Here is a 17,702-nt window from a genome sequence, read left to right as displayed (position 1 = left end):
GGCGTTCCCCATGATCTCAGCGCGCCGAGCCCGCGACTGTCCAGGGCGGGCCTCCGCTGTTGGTCTGACCTCGAAGTCATTCCTCGGGCGGATACCCCCCGGCCCTTCCGTTTGAGAGCATGGCCGCATCACGGGGTTTGCGGTGGCCCAGGGGAAAGCGCCACCGCGGAACGGGGTTTCGGCATGACACCTACGGCACGCAAGGCCGCCGCTCTCCGGCGCAAGCGTCAGATCATCAGCCAGACCGTCATCGACCGCGCGCTGAACGACCCTCGGCGTCATCCGGAGGTCGCCGTCGCGGCGGCGTCCGCCAAGTAGGGGAACGGTCCACCGCGCGAGCGGGAAGCACCCGCGCCCGGCGGGTGCGGGCGCTTCCCGCTTCGCCGACGCGCCTTCCTACGATGCCCCCGCGGCCGAGAAGACGTCGTCGCGGGCCTGCTCCAGCGCCGCGTGCAGGGCGCCTCGCAGGACGGGGTTGCCCTTCACGCCGGTGACGGCGACGGCGGGGCGGGTCGGGCTGATCCGGCCGACGATCGACTCGATGCGGGTGGCCAGCGGCCGCCCCCCGGCCCGGCCGAGGCTGCCCGACAGCACCATGAGCCCCGGGTCCAGGACGATGTTGACCGAGGTCACGCCGTAGGAGATGCGGTCGGCGAGCTCGTCGAGGAACGGCCCGCCGCGGTCCTCGTCGGCGGCGGCCGCGCGGACGCAGTCCACGGCGGTCGGCTCGGCGATGCCGTGCTGGTGGGCGAGGGCTCGGACCGCGTCGGCGCCCACCAGGGCCCCGTAGCCGCCGGCAAGGGTCGGGATCCCCCAGGTCGTCGACTCGGTGACCCCCTCGTCCTGCGTGGCGCGCCGGGCGGCTCCGACCGGCAGCGGCGCCCCGGGGACGGGAAGGTAGCCGATCTCCCCCGCGCCGCCCCACCGGCCGCGGTGCAGCCGTCCGCCCAGCATCACCGACAGGCCCATGCCGCGGTCGAGCCACATGAGCGCGAAGTCGTCGGCGTCGCGGGCGGCCCCGTAGGCCCGCTCGGCGATCGCGGCGAGGTTCACGTCGTTCTCGATGGTCACGGGGCGGCGCAGGTCGGTGCGCAGCGCGGCGAGGACGCCCTCGTGCCAGGCGGGCAGGTCGAAGGAGAACTGGACGTCGCCGGAGCGCGGGTCGACGACGCCGGGCGTCCCGATGACGAACGCGCTCAGCTTCGACACCGCGACCTTGGCCGAGCGGCACGCCTTGACGACGGCGCTGTGCACCATCTTGACGGGGTCGTCGGCGCCGTTGGGGTCCACGGTCACCTGGGCGACGATGTGGCCGGTGATGTCGGCGACGCCGGCCGTCACCCCGTCGGGCCCGACCTCCAGGCCCGCGACGTACGCGCTGGACGGGACGACCGCATAGAGTGCGGCGTTGGGGCCCCGCCCCCCGGCCTGCTCCCCCACCACCGAGACGAGCCCGCGCTCCTCCAGCCGTGACAGCAGCTGGGACGCGGTCACCTTCGACAGCCCGGTGTGCTCGCCGATCTGCGCGCGGGTGAGCGGGCCCTGCTCGACGAGCAGGTCCAGCGCCGCGCGGTCGTTCAGCTCACGCAGCAGCCTCGGCGTTCCCGGGCGTCTTGCCATTGCGACCCCTGATGTCTCAATCCGCTAACGAGCAGTTTTGTTTAGGAAAGTTTCTTGTTAGTTTACGCCCAAGCGCCGACCGGCACGGTACCCCGGGTCGGGGGCGCTCGCAGAGCGCGGACTGGCGAGCAGGGCGCCCGCGAGCGATGCGAACGCGAGAGGGGCATGGCTGGGACCCTAAAGGGTCCGCGCCGTCTCCACTCGCACCGCAGGCCACAAGGCCGCGCGAGGCGATGCCGGAAAGGAACCCCCAGTGAAGTACATCAAGGTTGCGGCCGTGACGGCCGCGATCGCCCTGGCCGCCACGGCCTGCGGCGGCGACGGCAAGGACGGCGACGCGGGCGACGGCAAGGACCCGGCGCAGCTCAAGGTCTGGATGATGGGCGACGGCACGCCCGAGCAGACCAAGATCCTCGACGGCGTCGAGGCCGAGTTCAAGAAGAAGCACCCGAACACCGACGTCCAGGTCAAGTACGTGCCGTGGCCGCAGGTCGCCACCACCTTCCAGAAGGCGGCGGCCGGCGGCGAGGGCCCCGACGTCACCGAGCTCGGCAACACCGACGTCCAGTCCCACATCGAGCAGGGCAGCCTCGCCGACATCACCGACGAGTTCAAGGGCTGGGCCGACGGCAAGACGCTGAACAAGACCGCGCTCGGCAACGACACCGCGGACGGCAAGACCTACGCGGTGCCGTGGTACGGCGGCGTCCGCGGCGTCTGGTACCGGACGGACTGGTTCCAGGAGCTCGGCATCCAGCCGCCGAAGACGTGGGCGGACCTCACCGCCGCCGCGAAGAAGGTGCAGGAGGCCAAGAAGGTCCCCGGCATCGGCATCCCGAGCGACCAGACCAACGCGCTGCTCAGCTTCGTGTGGGGCAACGGCGGCGAGGTCGCCGTCGACGACGGCAAGGGCGGCTTCAAGGGCCAGCTCGACCAGCCGCAGGCGGTCGAGGCGGTCAAGTACTACGCCGGGCTCGTCACCACCGAGAAGGTCGCGCCCGCCAAGTACGTCGGCAAGAACGAGCTGGAGGGCCCGCAGCGCGACTTCGCGCTCGGCAAGCTCGGCATGTACGTCGACGGCAGCTGGGCGCTCAAGGAGATGAAGAAGATCTCCGAGAAGAACGCCGACAAGTGGGGCGTCTTCCCGATCCCGAGCAAGACCGGCGGCAACGCCCCGGTCATGGCGGGCGGCTCCGACCTCGCGGTCTGGAAGGACAGCAAGGCCAAGAGCGCGGCCTTCGATTACATCACGCTGCTGAACGACGCCAAGAACGCCAAGATCTGGGCGGACTACAGCGGCTTCTCCTCCATGCGGTCGGACGTGAAGTTCTCCGACCCCAAGCTGGAGGTCTTCACCTCGATCGCCGGCAACACCAAGTTCCCGCCGATCAGCGCCGGCTGGGGCGAGTTCGAGCAGGCCAAGAAGGTGCTGCCGAACGCCGTCAAGGCGATCATGCAGGGCAAGTCCGCCGAGGAGGAGATGAAGAAGGCGAACGAGCAGGCCAACACGCTGCTGAACCCGTAGTACCCGGCTGATCGGAACGTCCATGCTCGACACCGCTCCCGCGGTGCGGAGAGCGCCCGGCCGGAGAACGTCCGGCCGGGCGCGCCCCCGCCGCAGGCCCCGCTTCGGGCCCTACCTGCTGATCGCGCCCACCGTGCTCGTGATCGCCGTCCTGATGTTCTGGCCCATGATCCAGATCGGGATCATGTCGTTCCAGAAGGTCGGCAACCGCCAGCTGCGCGGCGAGCCGGCCGAGACGGTGGGGACCGAGAACTTCGACAAGATCTTCAACGACCCGTTCTTCTGGCAGACCCTGCGGCACACCGTGCTGTTCGCCGTCGTCGCGGTGTCCCTGACCCTGGTCGTCGGGACGCTGGTGGGGCTGCTGCTCAACAAGCTCGGCAAGCGGATGTCGAGCTTCGTCGCCGGCGGCGTCATGGTCGCCTGGGCGACCCCGCCGGTCACCGCCGCGATCATCTTCAGCTGGCTGTTCGGCACCACCGGCGGCCTGGTCAACTGGTGCCTGGACCTGCTGCCGGACTTCCTGGTCGGCGGCGGCTGGAACGACTACAACTGGTTCGCCACGCCGCTGTCCACCTACACCGTCCTCACCGTGTGCGTCGTCTGGCAGGCGTGCCCGTTCGTCGCGGTGTCCGTGCTGGCCGGGCTGAAGAGCGTCCCGGGCGAGCTGTACGAGGCGGCCCGGGTCGACGGCTCCGGACCGTGGCGGACGTTCTGGAGCCTCACCTACCCGATGCTCAAGCCGATCTTCCTCGTGCTGGTCGTCATGTCGATCATCTGGGACTTCAAGGTCTTCACGCAGCTGTTCATCATGGCCGGGATGGCCAACCGCGACGCGTTCAACCTGTCGCTGTACGGCTACTCCGAGGCGTTCGGCTCGCTGAATCCGAAACTCGGCATGGGCTCGGCGATCGCGCTCGTGCTCACGCTCATCCTGCTCGTCGTCACCGCCCTCTACGTGCGGGTCATGGTCCGTCAGGGGGAGACCCGATGAGGCGCCTGCCGCGCAAGCTGCTGCTGAACGGGACGGGCCTGCTGGTCTTCGCGATCGCGGTGTTCCCCGTCTTCTGGATGGCCTCCACCGCGTTCAAGCCCAACACCGAGATCTTCAGCACGACGCCGAAGCCGCTGCCGTCCCATCCGACGCTGGAGCACTTCGACCTGGTGCTGAACGGCGGCATCGCCGAGGTCTCCTTCTGGGAGTACTTCCGCAACAGCGCGATCCTGGCGCTCGTCACCGTCCTGGTGTCGGGGCTGCTCTCGCTGATGGCCGCGATCGCCGTCGCCCGCTTCCGGTTCCGCTTCCGCACCACCTTCCTGATCATGCTGCTGGTGGTGCAGATGGTGCCGTGCGAGGCGCTGGTCATCCCCCTGTTCCTGGACCTGAAGCAGCTGGACCTGCTGAACAGCCTGGCCGGCCTCGTCATCGTCTACATCGGGTTCGCCGTCCCGTTCGCGATCTGGATGCTGCGCGGCTTCGTCGCCGCGGTGCCCCGCGAACTGGAGGAGGCCGCCGCCATCGACGGCGCGGGCCCCGTCCGGACGTTCCTGCGCGTCATGCTCCCGCTCGTCGCGCCCGGCCTGGTGGCGACCAGCATCTTCTCCTTCATCACCGCCTGGAACGAGTTCATCTTCGCGTTCACGTTCCTGGACGACCAGACCAAGTACACCCTGCCGATCATGCTGCAGTTCTTCTTCGGCCGCAGCGGCAACGCCTGGGGGCCCATCATGGCAGCGTCCACGCTGCTCACCATTCCCGTCATCGCCTTCTTCCTGATCGTCCAGCGCCGCATGGTGTCCGGGCTCACCGCCGGGGCGGTGAAGGGGTGACGACCGACGACATCGCGACCACGGCCGAGATCGCCCGGCTCGCCCGCGGCACGCTGCTCCCGTCCTTCCCCGGCGCGACCGCGCCCCACTGGGTCCTGGACGAGCTGGAGGCCGGCCTCGGCGGCGTCACGCTCTTCGCGCTCACCGGCAACGTCCCGAGCCCGGAGGCGCTGGCCGCGCTCACCGCGCAGATGCGCAAGGCCGGCGACCCCTTCATCACGATCGACGAGGAGGGCGGCGACGTCACCCGCCTCGGCGGCCACACGACCGGCAGCCCCTACCCGGGCAACGCCGCGCTCGGCGCCGTCGACGACCCCGAACTGACCCGCCGCATCTACCGGTCGCTCGGCGCCGAACTGGCCGAGGTCGGCGTCAACTTCAACTTCGCGCCGTCGGTCGACGTCAACACCGCCGACGACAACCCCGTCATCGGCACCCGCTCGTTCGGCTCGGACCCCGCGCTGGTCGCGCGGCACGCCGCCGCCGCCGTCACCGGGACGCAGGAGGCGGGCGTCGCCGCCTGCGCCAAGCACTTCCCCGGCCACGGCGCGACCGTGGACGACTCCCACCTCGGGATCCCGCTCGTCGACGCCGACCTGGACCTGCTGGACCGCCGCGAGCTCGTCCCGTTCCGGGCGGCGATCGCGGCCGGCACCCGCGCGGTGATGACCGGGCACCTCAACCTGCCCGCCATCACCCACGGGGCGCCGGCCACCCTCTCCCCGGAGGCGATCACCGGCCTGCTCCGCGAGCGGCTCGGCTACCAGGGCGTGATCGTCACCGACGCGCTCGACATGCAGGGCGCCAGCGGCGCCATCGGCATCCCGGAGGCATCCGTGCGGGCCCTCATCGCGGGCGCCGACCTGCTGTGCCTCGGCCCCCGCGAGCACGCCGAGACCGTCGAGGCCACCCTCGCCGCGATCGACGAGGCCGTCCGCGCCGGGCGCCTCCCCCTCGCCAGGCTGGCCGACGCGGCCGAGCGCACCCGCCTGCTCAGGGAATGGCTCGCCGGGCACAGCCCCGCCGCCGTCGACCGGCCCGCCGGCCTGGAGGCCGCCCGCCGCGCCGTCCGCGTCTCGGGCGCGCTGCCCGGCTGGACCGCGGCGCCCCTGGTCGTCGAGACCGAGTCGACGGGCAACATCGCGGTCGGCCCGACGCCCTGGGGCCTGCGCCCGTGGGCGCCCGACGCCGTCCAGGCCGACGGCGCGGACGGGACGGCGGAACGTGTCTTGGACCGTGCCAAGGGGCGCGGTCTCGTCATCGTCCTCCGCGACGCCCACCGGCACTCCGGCCAGCGCGCCCTCACCACCGCCCTCCTCACCGCCCGCCCCGACACCGTCGTCGTCGAGATGGGCCTCCCCGTCTGGCGCCCCCGCTCCGCCGTCTACATGGCCACCTACGGCGCCGCCGCCGCCAACGCCCAAGCCGCCGCCGAACTATTGGGACTGTGTTGATTGCCTTTTTCTCCTCCTTCGGGCCTTGACGGCCCTCCATCGTCGAAAAATGCGGGCGATCGCTGGCATCGCTACGACTCGCCTTGAGGCTCGCTGTGCGATCAGGTTCTCGCAAGCTCGAACCTGCCTTCGGACGCGATCGCTGTACCTATGGCAGTGCTCTCCTCCTTCGGGCCCGGAGGCCCTCCATCGTCGAGAACTGCGGGCGATCGCTGCATCGCTCCGGCTCGCCTTGCGGCTCGCTGCGCGATCAGGTTCTCGCTTCGCTCGAACCTGCCTTCGGACGCGATCGCAACCATTGAGGTTGTTGCGTGGTTGCGGTGGTGGTTGAGGTTGGTGCAGTTGGGGGTGCTGGGGCGCGCGGGGGGTGGGGTGACCGCGTGGCCTTCTAGACCACGGCGCATCGCCGGACAAGAGCCCGGTTCCGGCGGTGCGCCGTGCTTCGGGGTTGGCGGGAGGGGCGCCGGGAACCGAAGTGGTCCTATCGGCAAGGGATAATGCGAATATGCGATTGTCCGCCCGGGTCGACTACGCGCTACGCGCCTCCGCCGAGCTGGCGGTCGCCGGGAGCCATCCGGTGACCGCGGTCCAGCTCGCCGAGGCCCAGCAGATACCGCCCAAATTCCTGGAGAACATCCTCGGCCAGCTGCGGCGGTCCGGGCTCGTGCGGAGCCAGCGGGGGCCCGAGGGCGGCTACTGGCTGGCGCGTCCGGCCGAGCGGATCTCGATGGCCGACATCATCCGCGCCATCGACGGGCCGCTGCTCGGCGTGCGGGGCGAGCGGCCCGAGCACGTGGGGTACGAGGGGCCCGCGCGGTCCCTGCAGGAGGTGTGGATCGCGCTGCGCGCCAGCGAGCGGTCGATCCTGGAGCAGGTCACGCTCGCGCACATCGCCGCCGGCGAGCTCCCGCCGTCCGTCCAGAAACTGACCGAGGACCCGTCCGCCTGGGAAAGCCCCTCCCTGATCTGACATGCCCGAGGGCGACGTCGTCTGGCTGACCGCCCGGCGCCTGCGCGAGGCGCTGAAGGGGCGGGTGCTGACGCGCTCCGACTTCCGTGTGCCGAGGTACGCGACGGTCGACCTGCGCGGACGGACCGTCCTGGACGCGGTCTCGCGCGGCAAGCATCTCCTGGTGCGAGTGGAAGGCGGGCTGACCGTCCACACCCACCTGAAGATGGAGGGGCGCTGGCAGATCCGCAGGGCCGGGCCTCCGCCGCGCGACCACCGGGTGCGGCTCGTGCTGGCGAACGCGGAGTGGCAGGCGGTCGGGTACTCGCTGGGGGTGGTCGAGTTGCTGCGCACCGACGAGGAGGCCGCGGCGGTCGGGCACCTCGGGCCGGACCTCCTCGATCCGGCGTGGGGGCCGGAGCTGGCGGCCGAGTCCGTCGCGCGGCTGGCGGAGGAGCCGGAGCGGGCGATCGGGGAGGCGCTGCTCGACCAGACGAGGGTCGCGGGAATCGGCAACGTCTACAAGGCCGAGGTTCTGTTCCTGCGGGGCGTGAACCCGTGGACCGCCGTGCGGAACGTTCCCGACATCTTGGGGCTTGTGCAGCTCTCTCACCGCCTTCTGGAGGCCAACAAGGAGCGGCACGGCCACATCACGACCGGTGAGCTGGGGCGCGGCCGGGAGCACTGGGTGTACGGGCGCGCCGGACGTCCGTGCCGCAGGTGCGGAACGCGGATCGAGCGGGCGGAGCAGGATGAGCGGGCGACCTTCTGGTGCCCGCACTGCCAGCCGGTCGGCGCCCGCCCTGCCCCCTGAGAGCCCAGGGCGGGTCGCCGCCTTTCCGGGTCGCCGGATCCTGCGCCCTTGGGCAGAGCCTGCGCCGCGTCCGTGTCCAAGTCAATTCTCGGGTTTTGTTGGGCTTTTCCAAGGTCTAGCTTGGGTGGGTGACTTTGGACGATCTCCGTGTGTTCGTGGCGGTCTGTGCGGCGGGGAACCTGAGCGCGGTGGCGCGGGAGCTGTCGTGCAGCCAGTCGGCCGTCAGCCAGCACGTCAAGCGGCTCGAACGCGAGACCGGGCTCGTGCTGCTGGAGCGGCGGCCGCGCGGGGTGGCTCCGACCCGCGCGGGACGCGTCCTTCACGAGGCGGCGCGGGAGGGGATCGCCGGGCTGGACACCGCGCTGCGCCAGCTCGACGATCTTCGGCGGGGGGTGGGGGGCACCGTCCGGGTCGCGACGGGGGCCACGACCGTGCGGCATTTCATGGCGGCGGGGGTGGCGGAGTTCCGGGACCGGCACCCCGACGCGGCGCTCCAGTTCGAGACCGCCGGGTCGAGCCGCCGGTGCCTGGAGGCGGTCCGGTCGCACACGGCCGATCTGGCGTGGGTGACGATCGGGCCGGCGCTGGAGGGCGTCGAGCAGCGGGCGTCGTGCGAGCTGCCGTGGGTGCTCGCCGTGCACGCGGACGATCCGCTCGCCTCGCGGGCGTCCGTGGCGCTGGGCGAACTGGCCGCCATCCGCTACATCGAACTGCCCGCGCACTCGACGTCCCGCGTCCATCTGGAGATGCATCTGGAACGCCACGGAGTGCGGCTCGCGTCCACCACGAGCGTCGCCGACTGGGACACCGCGCTCCTGCTGGCCGAACTGGACCTCGGCCAGGCGATCCTGCCCGCGCTGCCCGGATGGGGAGCGAGGCCGGGAGACGTCCGGCTGGTTCCGATCCCGGAGCTGCCGCCGCTCACCGCCGGATGGGCGGCGCGCCGCTGGGACGCCCTGAGCCCGCTCGCCGTCGAGTTCGCCGAGACCGTCCTGGCGCATCTCTGATCAGCGGACGGTCACCCGCCCGTTCGCCACGGTCAGCACCACCTGCGGGGGGCCTTCGCCGCAGTGGGGGCCGTTGGGGAACGTGGCTTTCGGTGTGACGTCGAGGCGCTGGGTGAGGGAGGTCCGGCCCTTCGCGTCGCGCAGCTTGAGGGTGATGTCGACGGGCTCCTTGGGGAGGCCGGGGAGCCGCGCGAAGCCCGACTTGCCGCCGTCCGGCGACGCGGAGGCGCCGCAGACGGCGTCGGGGCCGTCGCCGTCGCAGCCGGTCGAGACGGCCTTCGAGGTCGGCGCCAGCTCGATCCGGGGCTCCTGGCACGTCCCGTTCCAGCACGCCCGCAGGGAGGCGGCGGCGACGCGGGAGCCGTCGGGGACGACCAGGTTCACGCCGGCCTCGGATCCGATCATCGTGCAGGGACGGCCCGCGCCGTCGCTTCCGGAGCCGCAGGCGGCCAGCGCGAGCAGGGCGGCGGCGAGCGGCAGGGCTCGGGAGAGTGCGTGCATCCCTCATAATCCGCAGATCGCGGATCAAATCGGGGCGGAACGCAGAAAACCCCGGTCCTCGCCGGGCGGCGGGCCGGGGTCTTCGCCGGTGGGTCAGGTCTGCGCCTGGAACATCCAGTGCTGCTTCTCGAGCTCGGCGGTGATGCTGATGAGCAGGTCCTGCGTCACCGGGTCCGGCTCGTCGGTCGCCTCGATGCGCTCCCGGAACCGCGCGATGATCTGCGCGAGGATGTCGGTGATCGCGGCGACGACCTTGTCGTCGGCGAGGTAGCCGGCCTCCAGCTGCGGGATCGTCGTACGGTCGGCGACCGTGCGCACGCGGCCGTCGGGGTTCGCCCCGATCGCCACGGCGCGCTCGGCGACGTCGTCCTGGCCGCTGCGGGCCAGCGCGACGATCTCGTCGAGGTGCTCGTGGACGACCTTGAAGTTGCGTCCGGTGAGGTTCCAGTGCGCCTGCTTGGCGACCAGAGCGAGATCGATCAGATCGATGAGAGCGCCCTGCAAAGCGTCCCCGGCGGCCTTCAGTGCCGCGTCGTTGAGCGGGCTCTTGACCGACGCCATGAACGGGCTCCTTCCGCATCGTTACGGTTATCCGTTACAACACGGGAAGCTCCCCGGGAATGCCGAGTTCATGCCGTGAGGCCGCGCACACCCGCGACCCCGGGTCGGGGCATGAACTCGCCGGAAACGGTCAGGCGGCGACCATGTCGGCGCGAAGCTCGCCGGTGATCTCCTCCGGGGTCTCCGGAATGCTCTCGGCGGAGATGCGCTCGTGCTCCGGCGCACCCGCCATGACGGGCTCGTGCTGCAGCTCGGCGAGGGCAAGCTGATCCGCGACTTCCCTCAGCACATGCGACAGCGGGACGCCCAGGGCCTTGCAGATAGAGGACAGCAACTCCGAAGAGGCCTCTTTCTGACCCCGCTCGACCTCGGAGAGGTAGCCGAGTGACACCCGCGCTGCCGCGGACACCTCACGGAGGGTGCGTCCCTGGCGCAGCCGCAGCTGCCGCAGTACGTCACCGAGCAGCTGGCGAAGCAGGACCATCGTCTCGCTCCCTCCCTCAGTTCGGACCATCTGCCGGTTCCACCGTACCCGCCTTGGCGGCGGCGGTGGCAGACCGTTGATTTCGTGTTCGCTCGCAACGTAACGCTGTAATCAGCCCCGATCTTCCCGATCTGCCCGAGCCTCTCCGCTCACGTCGGCGACGTCAAGTCCCAGCAGCCGGCGTCTCAGCAGCTCAAGCGCGTGCACGACGGCCATCCGACGGATCACCGCACGGATCTCCGGCCCCGTCCCGGGCACCGGGAGTTTCGGTCCGACCACCGTCAGCGAGTCTCCAGGTCCGGCCAGGCCGATATAGACCGTTCCCACGGGACGGCCGTCCTGCGGATCGGGGCCGGCGACGCCCGTGACCGCGAGCCCGTACGTCGCCCCGACCGCGTCCCGGACGCCCGCGGCCATCCCGGCGGCCACGTCCGGGTGGACGGCCCCGTGCTCGGCGAGCAGGTCGCCCGGCACGCCGAGCAGCCTCTGCTTCAGGTCGGTCGCATAGGTCACCATGCCGCCCGCGTAGGTGCCGGACGACCCCGGCGTCGCGGTCAGCTCGGCGCCGATGAGGCCGCCGGTCAGCGACTCGGCCGTGGCGACGGTCTCGCCCCGCTCCAGGAGCAGCCGGTGCACGACCAGGCCGAGTGACTCGTCGTCGACCCCGTAGACCGACGGGCCGAGCAGCTCCCGGACGCGCGACTCCACGTCCGCCAGCCGCCCGGCGGCGTCCCGGCCGGCCACGGTGATCCGGATCTTCACCTCGGCGGGGTCGGGCAGGTAGGCGAGCTTCACCCCGTCCATCGCCTCCACCTCGGCCAGGCGGGTCGCGATGACCGACTCCCACAGCCGGGCGGTGCGCAGCGTGCGGCGCGCGACGGACGGCAGCCCGGCGACCTCCGCGAGCTCCGGCAGGACGACCTCGTCCATGATCGTGCGCATCTCGAACGGCACGCCCGGCAGCGCGTAGGCGACCCCGCCGGGCAGCTCGACGCGCAGGCCGGGAGCCGAGCCGGCGGAGTTGGCCAGCAGCCGCGCGCCCTCGGGGACGTCCGCCATGCGCAGCGCCATCGGCTGCAGCTCGCGGCCGGCCCGCGCGACCCGCTCTCGCAGCCGCCGCTCCAGCTCCGGGTCGCGGACCAGGGCGACGCCCGCCGCCTTGGCGAGGGCGTCGCGCGTCACGTCGTCGTAGGTGGGGCCGAGCCCGCCGGTCGTGATGACCGCGTCGGCCCGGTCGAGCGCGGACTCCACCGCCGCGACGATCACGTCGAGCTCGTCGCCGACGACCACGCTGCGTGTGACCTCGACGCCGTGGTCGGCGAGCCGGCGGCCGAGCCACGCGGCGTTCCCGTTGATCGTGTCGCCGAGGAGCAGTTCGTCCCCCACGGTGAGCAGTTCGACCCGCATCGCGTCCCCATCCGTCCCCGCCGCGCGGGATCCGCCGCCTCGCGCGAGCGTCCTCGAATCTACCGTCGCGGGCCCGCGACGGGCCCGGCGGATCGCCGGTTCACCGGAAAAACCGACCGAATGAGGACGCCGCCGGATCCCCGCCTTCACACCCGCCCCACCGGCATAACGCTTTTCCGTCGTCGCGAAAAGAGACGGCCGCGTTTATGTCCGCCGAGCCCGGACCGCGCCGGACGCTGCGCGCGGCCGGGACGCCGCCCGGGACGCGCATCGTCGCAGCACGTCATCGGCCCCGGCCGCCGACAATGGCGAGAAGCGCAGGTCACATTGTGAGTCAAAACTCATTCCGCCGATTCGTGCACGGGGACGCCGGCAGGGATAATCGAATAGCGCGGGGGCGCCCCTAAAGCGGGGCCGCGGGGCCACGACCGGGGTGGGCGTGGTCCCGCGGCCCACCTAATCCCGCGCCAGCCGGCGCAGCACGGTTCCGCAGCGGCGGGCATAGGCCCGCTGGAACACGCGCCCGAGCGGGCCGGCCAGCCTCGCGGCCGCCGTCGCCGGACGGCTGAAGGCCGTGACCGTCAGCCACACGTCGCCCTCGTCGTCCAGGTGCACGACGAACGACTCCTCCCCCGACTCCGGGTGGCCCGGAAGCGTGCCGTACGCCCATCCGGCGTAGCGCTCCTCCTCCCGCGTCCACACGATCCGGCAGGGCGCCTTCAGGCGCAGCGGCCCGGCGCCCAGCCCGATCACGACGCTCACCCCGGGTGCGGCGCGCGGCGCCGACGCCTCCACCCGGACCGGCAGCGCCCGGTGCATCCAGAACTCCATGACCGCGTCCGCGGCGTTCCGGAAGGACGCGGAACCCCGCCCGACGAGCGTCCGCTGCCGCATGTGCCGGTACCCGGCCGGGCGTTCGGCGTCACGCGTCGCGCCGACCTCCGGGTAGGTGAAGTCCTGCGCGGTCATGCCCTCGGCCTCCAAGCTGACGTATCCGCGTCAAGTATCGCCCGTACGCCTGGCCGCCCGGCCGGCCGGTCCGTAACGTCCGACGCATGATCGCCGTTGTCGCCGCCCTGAACGTCTTCCCGGTCAAGAGCGCGGGGGCGGTCCCGGCCGCCGAGGCCGAGCTCTCGCCGGACGGGCTGCGCCACGACCGGGAGTTCATGCTCGTCCGTCCTGACGGGCGGCACCTGTCGCAGCGAGAAGTCCCCCAGCTGGCGCTGCTCCATCCCGCGTTCGACGGCGTGAAGCTCGTCGTGCACACCGCGCTCGCGCCCGCGCCCCTGATCTGCGTGGCGGTGGACGGCCCCGCCCGCGACGTCACCGTGCACCGCCGTCCGTGCCGGGGAGTGGACCAGGGCGACGAGGCGGCCGGCTGGTTCTCCGAGACGCTGGGACTCCCCTGCCGGCTCGTCCGCTTCACCGGGACGCGCCCCACCGCGCTCGGCGGCGGCACCCTGACGTACGCCGACGGCTACCCCGTCTCGGTGCTGTCGGAGGAGTCGCTCGACGACCTGAACCGGCGGATGGACGCCCGCCTCCCGATGGCGCGCTTCCGTCCCAACATCGTCCTGCGCGGGCTCGGCCCCTACGGCGAGGACTCCGTCACCCGGCTGCGCGGCGATCAGGTGGACATCGAGCTCGTGAGGCCGTGCGGCCGGTGCGTCATCGTCAACACCGACCAGGACACCGCCCGGCGGTCTCCCGAGCCGCTGCGCGCTCTCGCCCGGTACCGCGCGGAGCTCTTCGACGGCGCCCGCGAGATCATGTTCGGAAGGCTCGGCGTGCCCCGCGCGCTCGGCGCCCTCCGCGTCGGCGAGGAGCTCACCGCCTCCTGACGGCTCGCGACGCGCCGGCGCTCAGGAGGTCTCGTCGGACGTGCGGCGCATGCGCCAGGCCTGGACGACGTAGTCGATCCCGGTGACGACAGTGACGACGAGCGCCGCGCCCATCGTGACCCAGCGCAGGTAGTCCAGGGGGCCCGGCAGGATGTAGAAGCCGATGGCGAAGACCTGGAGCGTCGTCTTCAGCTTGCCGCCCTTGCTCGCCGGGATCACGCCGCGGCGGATGACGACGAACCGCATCACCGTGATGCCGATCTCGCGGACGAGGATGGCGGCGGTCACCCACCACCACAGCTCGCCCATCGCCGACAGGCTGATCAGCGCCGCCCCGGTGAGCGCCTTGTCCGCGATCGGGTCGGCGATCTTGCCGAAGTCGGTGACGAGGCCGCGCGCCCGGGCGATGTCGCCGTCGATCTTGTCGGTGATCGAGGCGACCGCGAACACGGCGAAGGCGGCGAACCGCCAGCCGGTGCCGTCCAGGAAGAACAGCCAGACGAAGAGCGGCACCAGCGCGATCCGCAGGAGCGTGAGCGCGTTGGCGATGTTCCACACGCCGGCCTGTGGCGGATCCGGCGTGCCCGCGACCGGCTCGGGCGTGCCGGCGATCACGAGACGTCCGCGACGAGGTCCACCCCGTCGCTGCCCACGACCCGGGCCTCCACGATGTCGCCCAGCGCGAGCCCCTCGCCGCGCACCAGGACCGTCCCGTCCACCTCGGGCGCCTGGTGCTCGGCGCGGCCCTCGAAGCCGCCGTCCCGCGCCCCGTCCCCGGCCTGGTCGGCCTTGTCCTCCAGCAGGACGCGGACCACGGAGCCGACGCGGTCCTCGGCGCGCTGCGCGGTCAGCTCCTCGGCGAGGCCGGACAGCTCCTCCACGCGGGCGGCGACGTCGGCCGGGTCGAGCTTGCCGTCCAGGTTCGCGGCCTCCGTACCCTCCTCGTCGGAGTAGCCGAACACGCCGACGGCGTCGAGCCGGGCTGCGGACAGGAACTCCACCAGCTCCTCGAAGTCGTCGTCGGTCTCGCCGGGGAAGCCGACGATGAAGTTGGAGCGCACGCCCGCCTCCGGCGCCAGCGCCCGGATCTGGTCCAGCAGCCCGAGGAACCGCTCCCGGTCGCCGAACCGGCGCATGGAGCGCAGCACCGGGCCGCTCGCGTGCTGGAAGGACATGTCGAAGTACGGCGCGACGCCGGGCGTGCCGCAGATCGCCTCGATGAGGCCGGGGCGCGTCTCGGCGGGCTGCAGGTAGCTGACCCGCACCCGCTCGACGCCGTCGACGGCGGCGAGCTCCGGCAGCAGCTTCTCCAGCGCCCGCAGGTCGCCGAGGTCCTTGCCGTAGGACGTGGAGTTCTCGCTGACGAGGACCAGCTCGCGGACGCCGTGGTCGGCGAGCCAGCGCGCCTCCTCCAGCACCTCCGCGGGCGGGCGCGACACGTACGCGCCGCGGAACGCGGGGATCGCGCAGAACGTGCAGCGCCGGTCGCAGCCGGACGCCAGCTTCAGCGGCGCGACCGGGCCGCCGCCGAGGCGCCGCCGCAGCACCCGCGGACCCGACGCCGGGGCCACGCCGTCCGGCAGGTCGTCCTGCCCGCCGTGGCCCGGGACGTGGGAGCCGTGCGCCCGCTGGCGCTCGACCGGGCTGATCGGCAGGAGGGTGCGGCGGTCGCGCGGGGTGTGCGCGTCGCGCCTGCGCCCGGCCATGACGTCGTCGAGGCGCTCGCCGATCGCGGTGTAGTCGTCGAAGCCGATCACCGCGTCGGCCTCGGGCAGCGCCTCGGCCAGCTCGCTGCCGTACCGCTCGGCCATGCACCCGGCGGCGACGACCTTGGCGCCGGAGTCGTGCGCGGCCAGCAGCGTGTCGATGGAGTCCTTCTTGGCCGCCTCGATGAACCCGCAGGTGTTGACGACCACCACGTCGGCGCCGTCCGCGCCGTCCGCCAGGTCCCAGCCCGCGTCCTCGATGCGCGCGGCGAGCTCCTCGGAATCGACCTCGTTGCGGGCGCAGCCGAGCGTGATGAGTGAGACCTTGCGGCGAGTGGACATGCCCCTAAGGTAATGGGCCTCCGCTCCGATGCCGACCATCGGCCCGCGGCATCCTCACGGGGCGTCCCGGCGTGCGGCGGGACGCACGGGCCCGCCGGCTCCGGATCAGGCCGACTCGGGGTCGCCGCGGTCGAAGGTCAGCCGCTGGACGCCCTTGCCCTTGCCGGGCGAGCCGAGGTCCTTGCCGTTGACGGTCAGGTTGACGCTGCCGCCGACGCCGATCACGAGCCGGACCTTCTTCTTGGCGGTGAAGCTCTTCTGGTCGCCCTCACGGATCATGCCGCTGAACAGCGACCTGCCCTGGTCGCCCTGGACGTTCAGCCACGTCGTCCGCTTGGCCTCGACCCGCACCTCGACCTTGGTGCGCGGCGCCTCCGCGACCGGGGCGCTGCTCCTGGGCGGGGCCGGCGCGGCGGACGGGGTGGACGGCGCGGGCGTCCCGGCGACCTGCCGGGCGGTGCGCCGCTCGCCGCCGCCGCCGTGCCCGACCACCTGGACGATCCCGTAGATGACCACGAGCGCGAGGGCGAGTGCCATTCCCGCGCTCCAGTTCGGCGACCGGCGCTCGCGGAACGCGACCGGCTGCTCCGGCTCGAACGCCGACACCGCCGAGACCGGCTGCGGGGCGCCGCCGTGCGCGGCGTCGAACTCGGCGACGAGAGGCTCCGGATCGATGCCGATCACGCGGGAGATGCTGCGGATGTGGCCGCGGGCGTAGAAGTTGCCCCCGCACGCGGAGAAGTCGTCGGCCTCCATGCTGCGGACGACGGTCTCGCGTATGCGCGTCTGGAGGCTCACCTGTGTCACCGAGAGACCGGCCCGCTGACGCTCCTCCGCCAAGGTCTCACCGATGCTCACGCCGGGCCTCCTCTGAGGAGCTCGTGGCCGATCTCGCACGACTGTGAGACCAGTCTAGGAACGGGCCTGCCCGTTCGGCGACAGCCAACACGTTCGAAACTGGGCAAGATTTCGCATCATTCCGCAATGCCCCGGCACCGCGCTCAGCCGCCGCCGCGCAGTTCCGCGAGCACCCCGGGGAGGTCGTCCGGCTTGGCCAGCACGTCCCGCGCCTTGGAGCCCTCGCTGGGCCCGACGATCTCGCGGCTCTCCATCAGGTCCATCAGCCGCCCGGCCTTGGCGAACCCGACGCGCAGCTTGCGCTGCAGCATCGACGTCGACCCGAACTGGGTGGACACGACCAGCTCGATCGCCTGGACGAGCAGGTCCATGTCGTCGCCGATCTCCTCGTCGATCTCCTTCTTCGGCGCGCCGGCCGCGGCGACGTCCTCCCGGTAGCTCGCCTCCATCTGCCCCTTGCAGTGGTCGACGACGCTGTGGATCTCTTTCTCGGAGACGTAGGCGTTCTGGAGGCGCATGGGCTTGCTCGCGCCCATCGGCAGGAACAGGGCGTCGCCCTGCCCGACGAGCTTCTCCGCGCCCGGCTGGTCGAGGATGACGCGGCTGTCGGACAGCGAGGAGGTCGCGAACGCCAGCCGGGACGGCACGTTGGCCTTGATCAACCCCGTCACCACGTCCACCGACGGCCGCTGCGTCGCCAGGACCAGATGGATCCCGGCGGCGCGGGCGAGCTGGGTGATGCGCACGACCGAGTCCTCCACGTCGCGCGGCGCGACCATCATCAGATCGGCCAGCTCGTCGAC

Annotated in this window: 19 protein-coding genes; 9 read left to right on the top strand and 10 right to left on the bottom strand. The window is 72.0% G+C overall.

Going from position 1 to position 17,702, the window contains the following annotated elements; all coding sequences use genetic code 11:
* Positions 1-183: 183 nt before the first annotated feature.
* Positions 184-318, top strand: coding sequence for a hypothetical protein (locus AB0C87_RS39740; RefSeq protein ID WP_258938661.1), 135 nt, complete (start codon positions 184-186; stop codon positions 316-318).
* Positions 319-396: 78 nt separating this feature from the next.
* Here AB0C87_RS39740 and AB0C87_RS39735 read toward each other — a convergent pair whose 3' ends face one another.
* Positions 397-1,620, bottom strand: a complete 1,224-nt coding sequence (locus tag AB0C87_RS39735; RefSeq protein WP_345174292.1) for an ROK family transcriptional regulator — start codon at positions 1,618-1,620, stop codon at positions 397-399.
* A 253-nt stretch (positions 1,621-1,873) separates the two neighbouring features.
* Here AB0C87_RS39735 and AB0C87_RS39730 point away from each other — a divergent pair, with 253 nt between their 5' ends.
* The 7 genes from AB0C87_RS39730 to AB0C87_RS39700 all read left to right on the top strand — a co-directional run bounded on the left by AB0C87_RS39730 (position 1,874) and on the right by AB0C87_RS39700 (position 9,199).
* Complete coding sequence (locus tag AB0C87_RS39730) at positions 1,874-3,145, top strand: extracellular solute-binding protein (protein ID WP_345174291.1); 1,272 nt, start codon at positions 1,874-1,876, stop codon at positions 3,143-3,145.
* 22 nt (positions 3,146-3,167) lie between these two features.
* Entirely contained in the window at positions 3,168-4,139 is a 972-nt protein-coding gene (locus tag AB0C87_RS39725) for a sugar ABC transporter permease (protein ID WP_360581762.1), read from the top strand.
* Positions 4,136-4,975: a carbohydrate ABC transporter permease gene (locus AB0C87_RS39720; RefSeq protein ID WP_345174285.1), complete on the top strand. Its 840-nt coding sequence runs from the start codon at positions 4,136-4,138 to the stop codon at positions 4,973-4,975. Before AB0C87_RS39725 ends, AB0C87_RS39720 begins: the two co-directional genes overlap by 4 nt.
* On the top strand, positions 4,972-6,429 hold the full coding sequence (locus tag AB0C87_RS39715) for a glycoside hydrolase family 3 N-terminal domain-containing protein (protein ID WP_360581761.1): 1,458 nt from the start codon (positions 4,972-4,974) through the stop codon (positions 6,427-6,429). The genes AB0C87_RS39720 and AB0C87_RS39715 overlap by 4 nt, the downstream gene beginning before the upstream one ends.
* Positions 6,430-6,934: 505 nt before the next feature.
* Positions 6,935-7,399, top strand: coding sequence for an Rrf2 family transcriptional regulator (locus AB0C87_RS39710; RefSeq protein ID WP_345174280.1), 465 nt, complete (start codon positions 6,935-6,937; stop codon positions 7,397-7,399).
* Between the two features lies 1 nt (position 7,400).
* Entirely contained in the window at positions 7,401-8,192 is a 792-nt protein-coding gene (locus tag AB0C87_RS39705; protein WP_360581760.1) for a DNA-formamidopyrimidine glycosylase family protein, read from the top strand.
* A gap of 128 nt (positions 8,193-8,320) precedes the next feature.
* On the top strand, positions 8,321-9,199 hold the full coding sequence (locus AB0C87_RS39700; RefSeq protein WP_360581759.1) for a LysR family transcriptional regulator: 879 nt from the start codon (positions 8,321-8,323) through the stop codon (positions 9,197-9,199).
* Here AB0C87_RS39700 and AB0C87_RS39695 read toward each other — a convergent pair whose 3' ends face one another.
* The 5 genes from AB0C87_RS39695 to AB0C87_RS39675 all read right to left on the bottom strand — a co-directional run bounded on the left by AB0C87_RS39695 (position 9,200) and on the right by AB0C87_RS39675 (position 13,121).
* Positions 9,200-9,700 carry a hypothetical protein gene (locus AB0C87_RS39695; protein ID WP_360581758.1) on the bottom strand — a complete coding sequence of 167 codons (501 nt, stop codon included), beginning with the start codon at positions 9,698-9,700 and terminating at the stop codon, positions 9,200-9,202.
* A gap of 93 nt (positions 9,701-9,793) precedes the next feature.
* Positions 9,794-10,261, bottom strand: a complete 468-nt coding sequence (locus AB0C87_RS39690; RefSeq protein WP_345174272.1) for a DNA starvation/stationary phase protection protein — start codon at positions 10,259-10,261, stop codon at positions 9,794-9,796.
* Between the two features lie 130 nt (positions 10,262-10,391).
* On the bottom strand, positions 10,392-10,745 hold the full coding sequence (locus AB0C87_RS39685; protein WP_089313015.1) for a helix-turn-helix transcriptional regulator: 354 nt from the start codon (positions 10,743-10,745) through the stop codon (positions 10,392-10,394).
* A 111-nt stretch (positions 10,746-10,856) separates the two neighbouring features.
* The gene (locus tag AB0C87_RS39680) at positions 10,857-12,152 is read right to left on the bottom strand and encodes a CinA family nicotinamide mononucleotide deamidase-related protein (RefSeq protein ID WP_360581757.1); all 1,296 of its coding nucleotides are present in this window, start codon (positions 12,150-12,152) and stop codon (positions 10,857-10,859) included.
* A gap of 456 nt (positions 12,153-12,608) precedes the next feature.
* Positions 12,609-13,121: a DUF1990 domain-containing protein gene (locus AB0C87_RS39675; RefSeq protein ID WP_360581756.1), complete on the bottom strand. Its 513-nt coding sequence runs from the start codon at positions 13,119-13,121 to the stop codon at positions 12,609-12,611.
* An 86-nt stretch (positions 13,122-13,207) separates the two neighbouring features.
* Between AB0C87_RS39675 and AB0C87_RS39670 the strand changes: the two genes are divergently transcribed.
* On the top strand, positions 13,208-13,993 hold the full coding sequence (locus AB0C87_RS39670; RefSeq protein ID WP_360581755.1) for an MOSC N-terminal beta barrel domain-containing protein: 786 nt from the start codon (positions 13,208-13,210) through the stop codon (positions 13,991-13,993).
* Positions 13,994-14,014: 21 nt separating this feature from the next.
* Here the strand turns inward: AB0C87_RS39670 and pgsA are convergent, their stop codons facing one another.
* The 4 genes from pgsA to AB0C87_RS39650 all read right to left on the bottom strand — a co-directional run.
* Positions 14,015-14,608 (bottom strand): CDP-diacylglycerol--glycerol-3-phosphate 3-phosphatidyltransferase, encoded by a 594-nt coding sequence (gene pgsA, locus AB0C87_RS39665; protein ID WP_345174265.1) that lies wholly within the window; start codon positions 14,606-14,608, stop codon positions 14,015-14,017.
* Positions 14,605-16,041: a 30S ribosomal protein S12 methylthiotransferase RimO gene (rimO, locus tag AB0C87_RS39660; RefSeq protein WP_345174263.1), complete on the bottom strand. Its 1,437-nt coding sequence runs from the start codon at positions 16,039-16,041 to the stop codon at positions 14,605-14,607. The genes pgsA and rimO overlap by 4 nt, the downstream gene beginning before the upstream one ends.
* Positions 16,042-16,146: 105 nt before the next feature.
* The gene (locus AB0C87_RS39655) at positions 16,147-16,899 is read right to left on the bottom strand and encodes a RodZ domain-containing protein (RefSeq protein ID WP_345174261.1); all 753 of its coding nucleotides are present in this window, start codon (positions 16,897-16,899) and stop codon (positions 16,147-16,149) included.
* A 143-nt stretch (positions 16,900-17,042) separates the two neighbouring features.
* On the bottom strand, positions 17,043-17,702 hold a 660-nt coding region (locus tag AB0C87_RS39650), incomplete at its 5' end, for a DNA translocase FtsK (RefSeq protein WP_360581754.1).

The sequence above is a fragment of the Actinomadura sp. NPDC048021 genome, assembly GCF_040653135.1.
GTDB classification, from domain to species: domain Bacteria; phylum Actinomycetota; class Actinomycetes; order Streptosporangiales; family Streptosporangiaceae; genus Spirillospora; species Spirillospora verrucosospora.
Note: the sequence above shows the minus strand (reverse complement) of the source record. Positions and strands in the feature narration are given on the sequence as shown.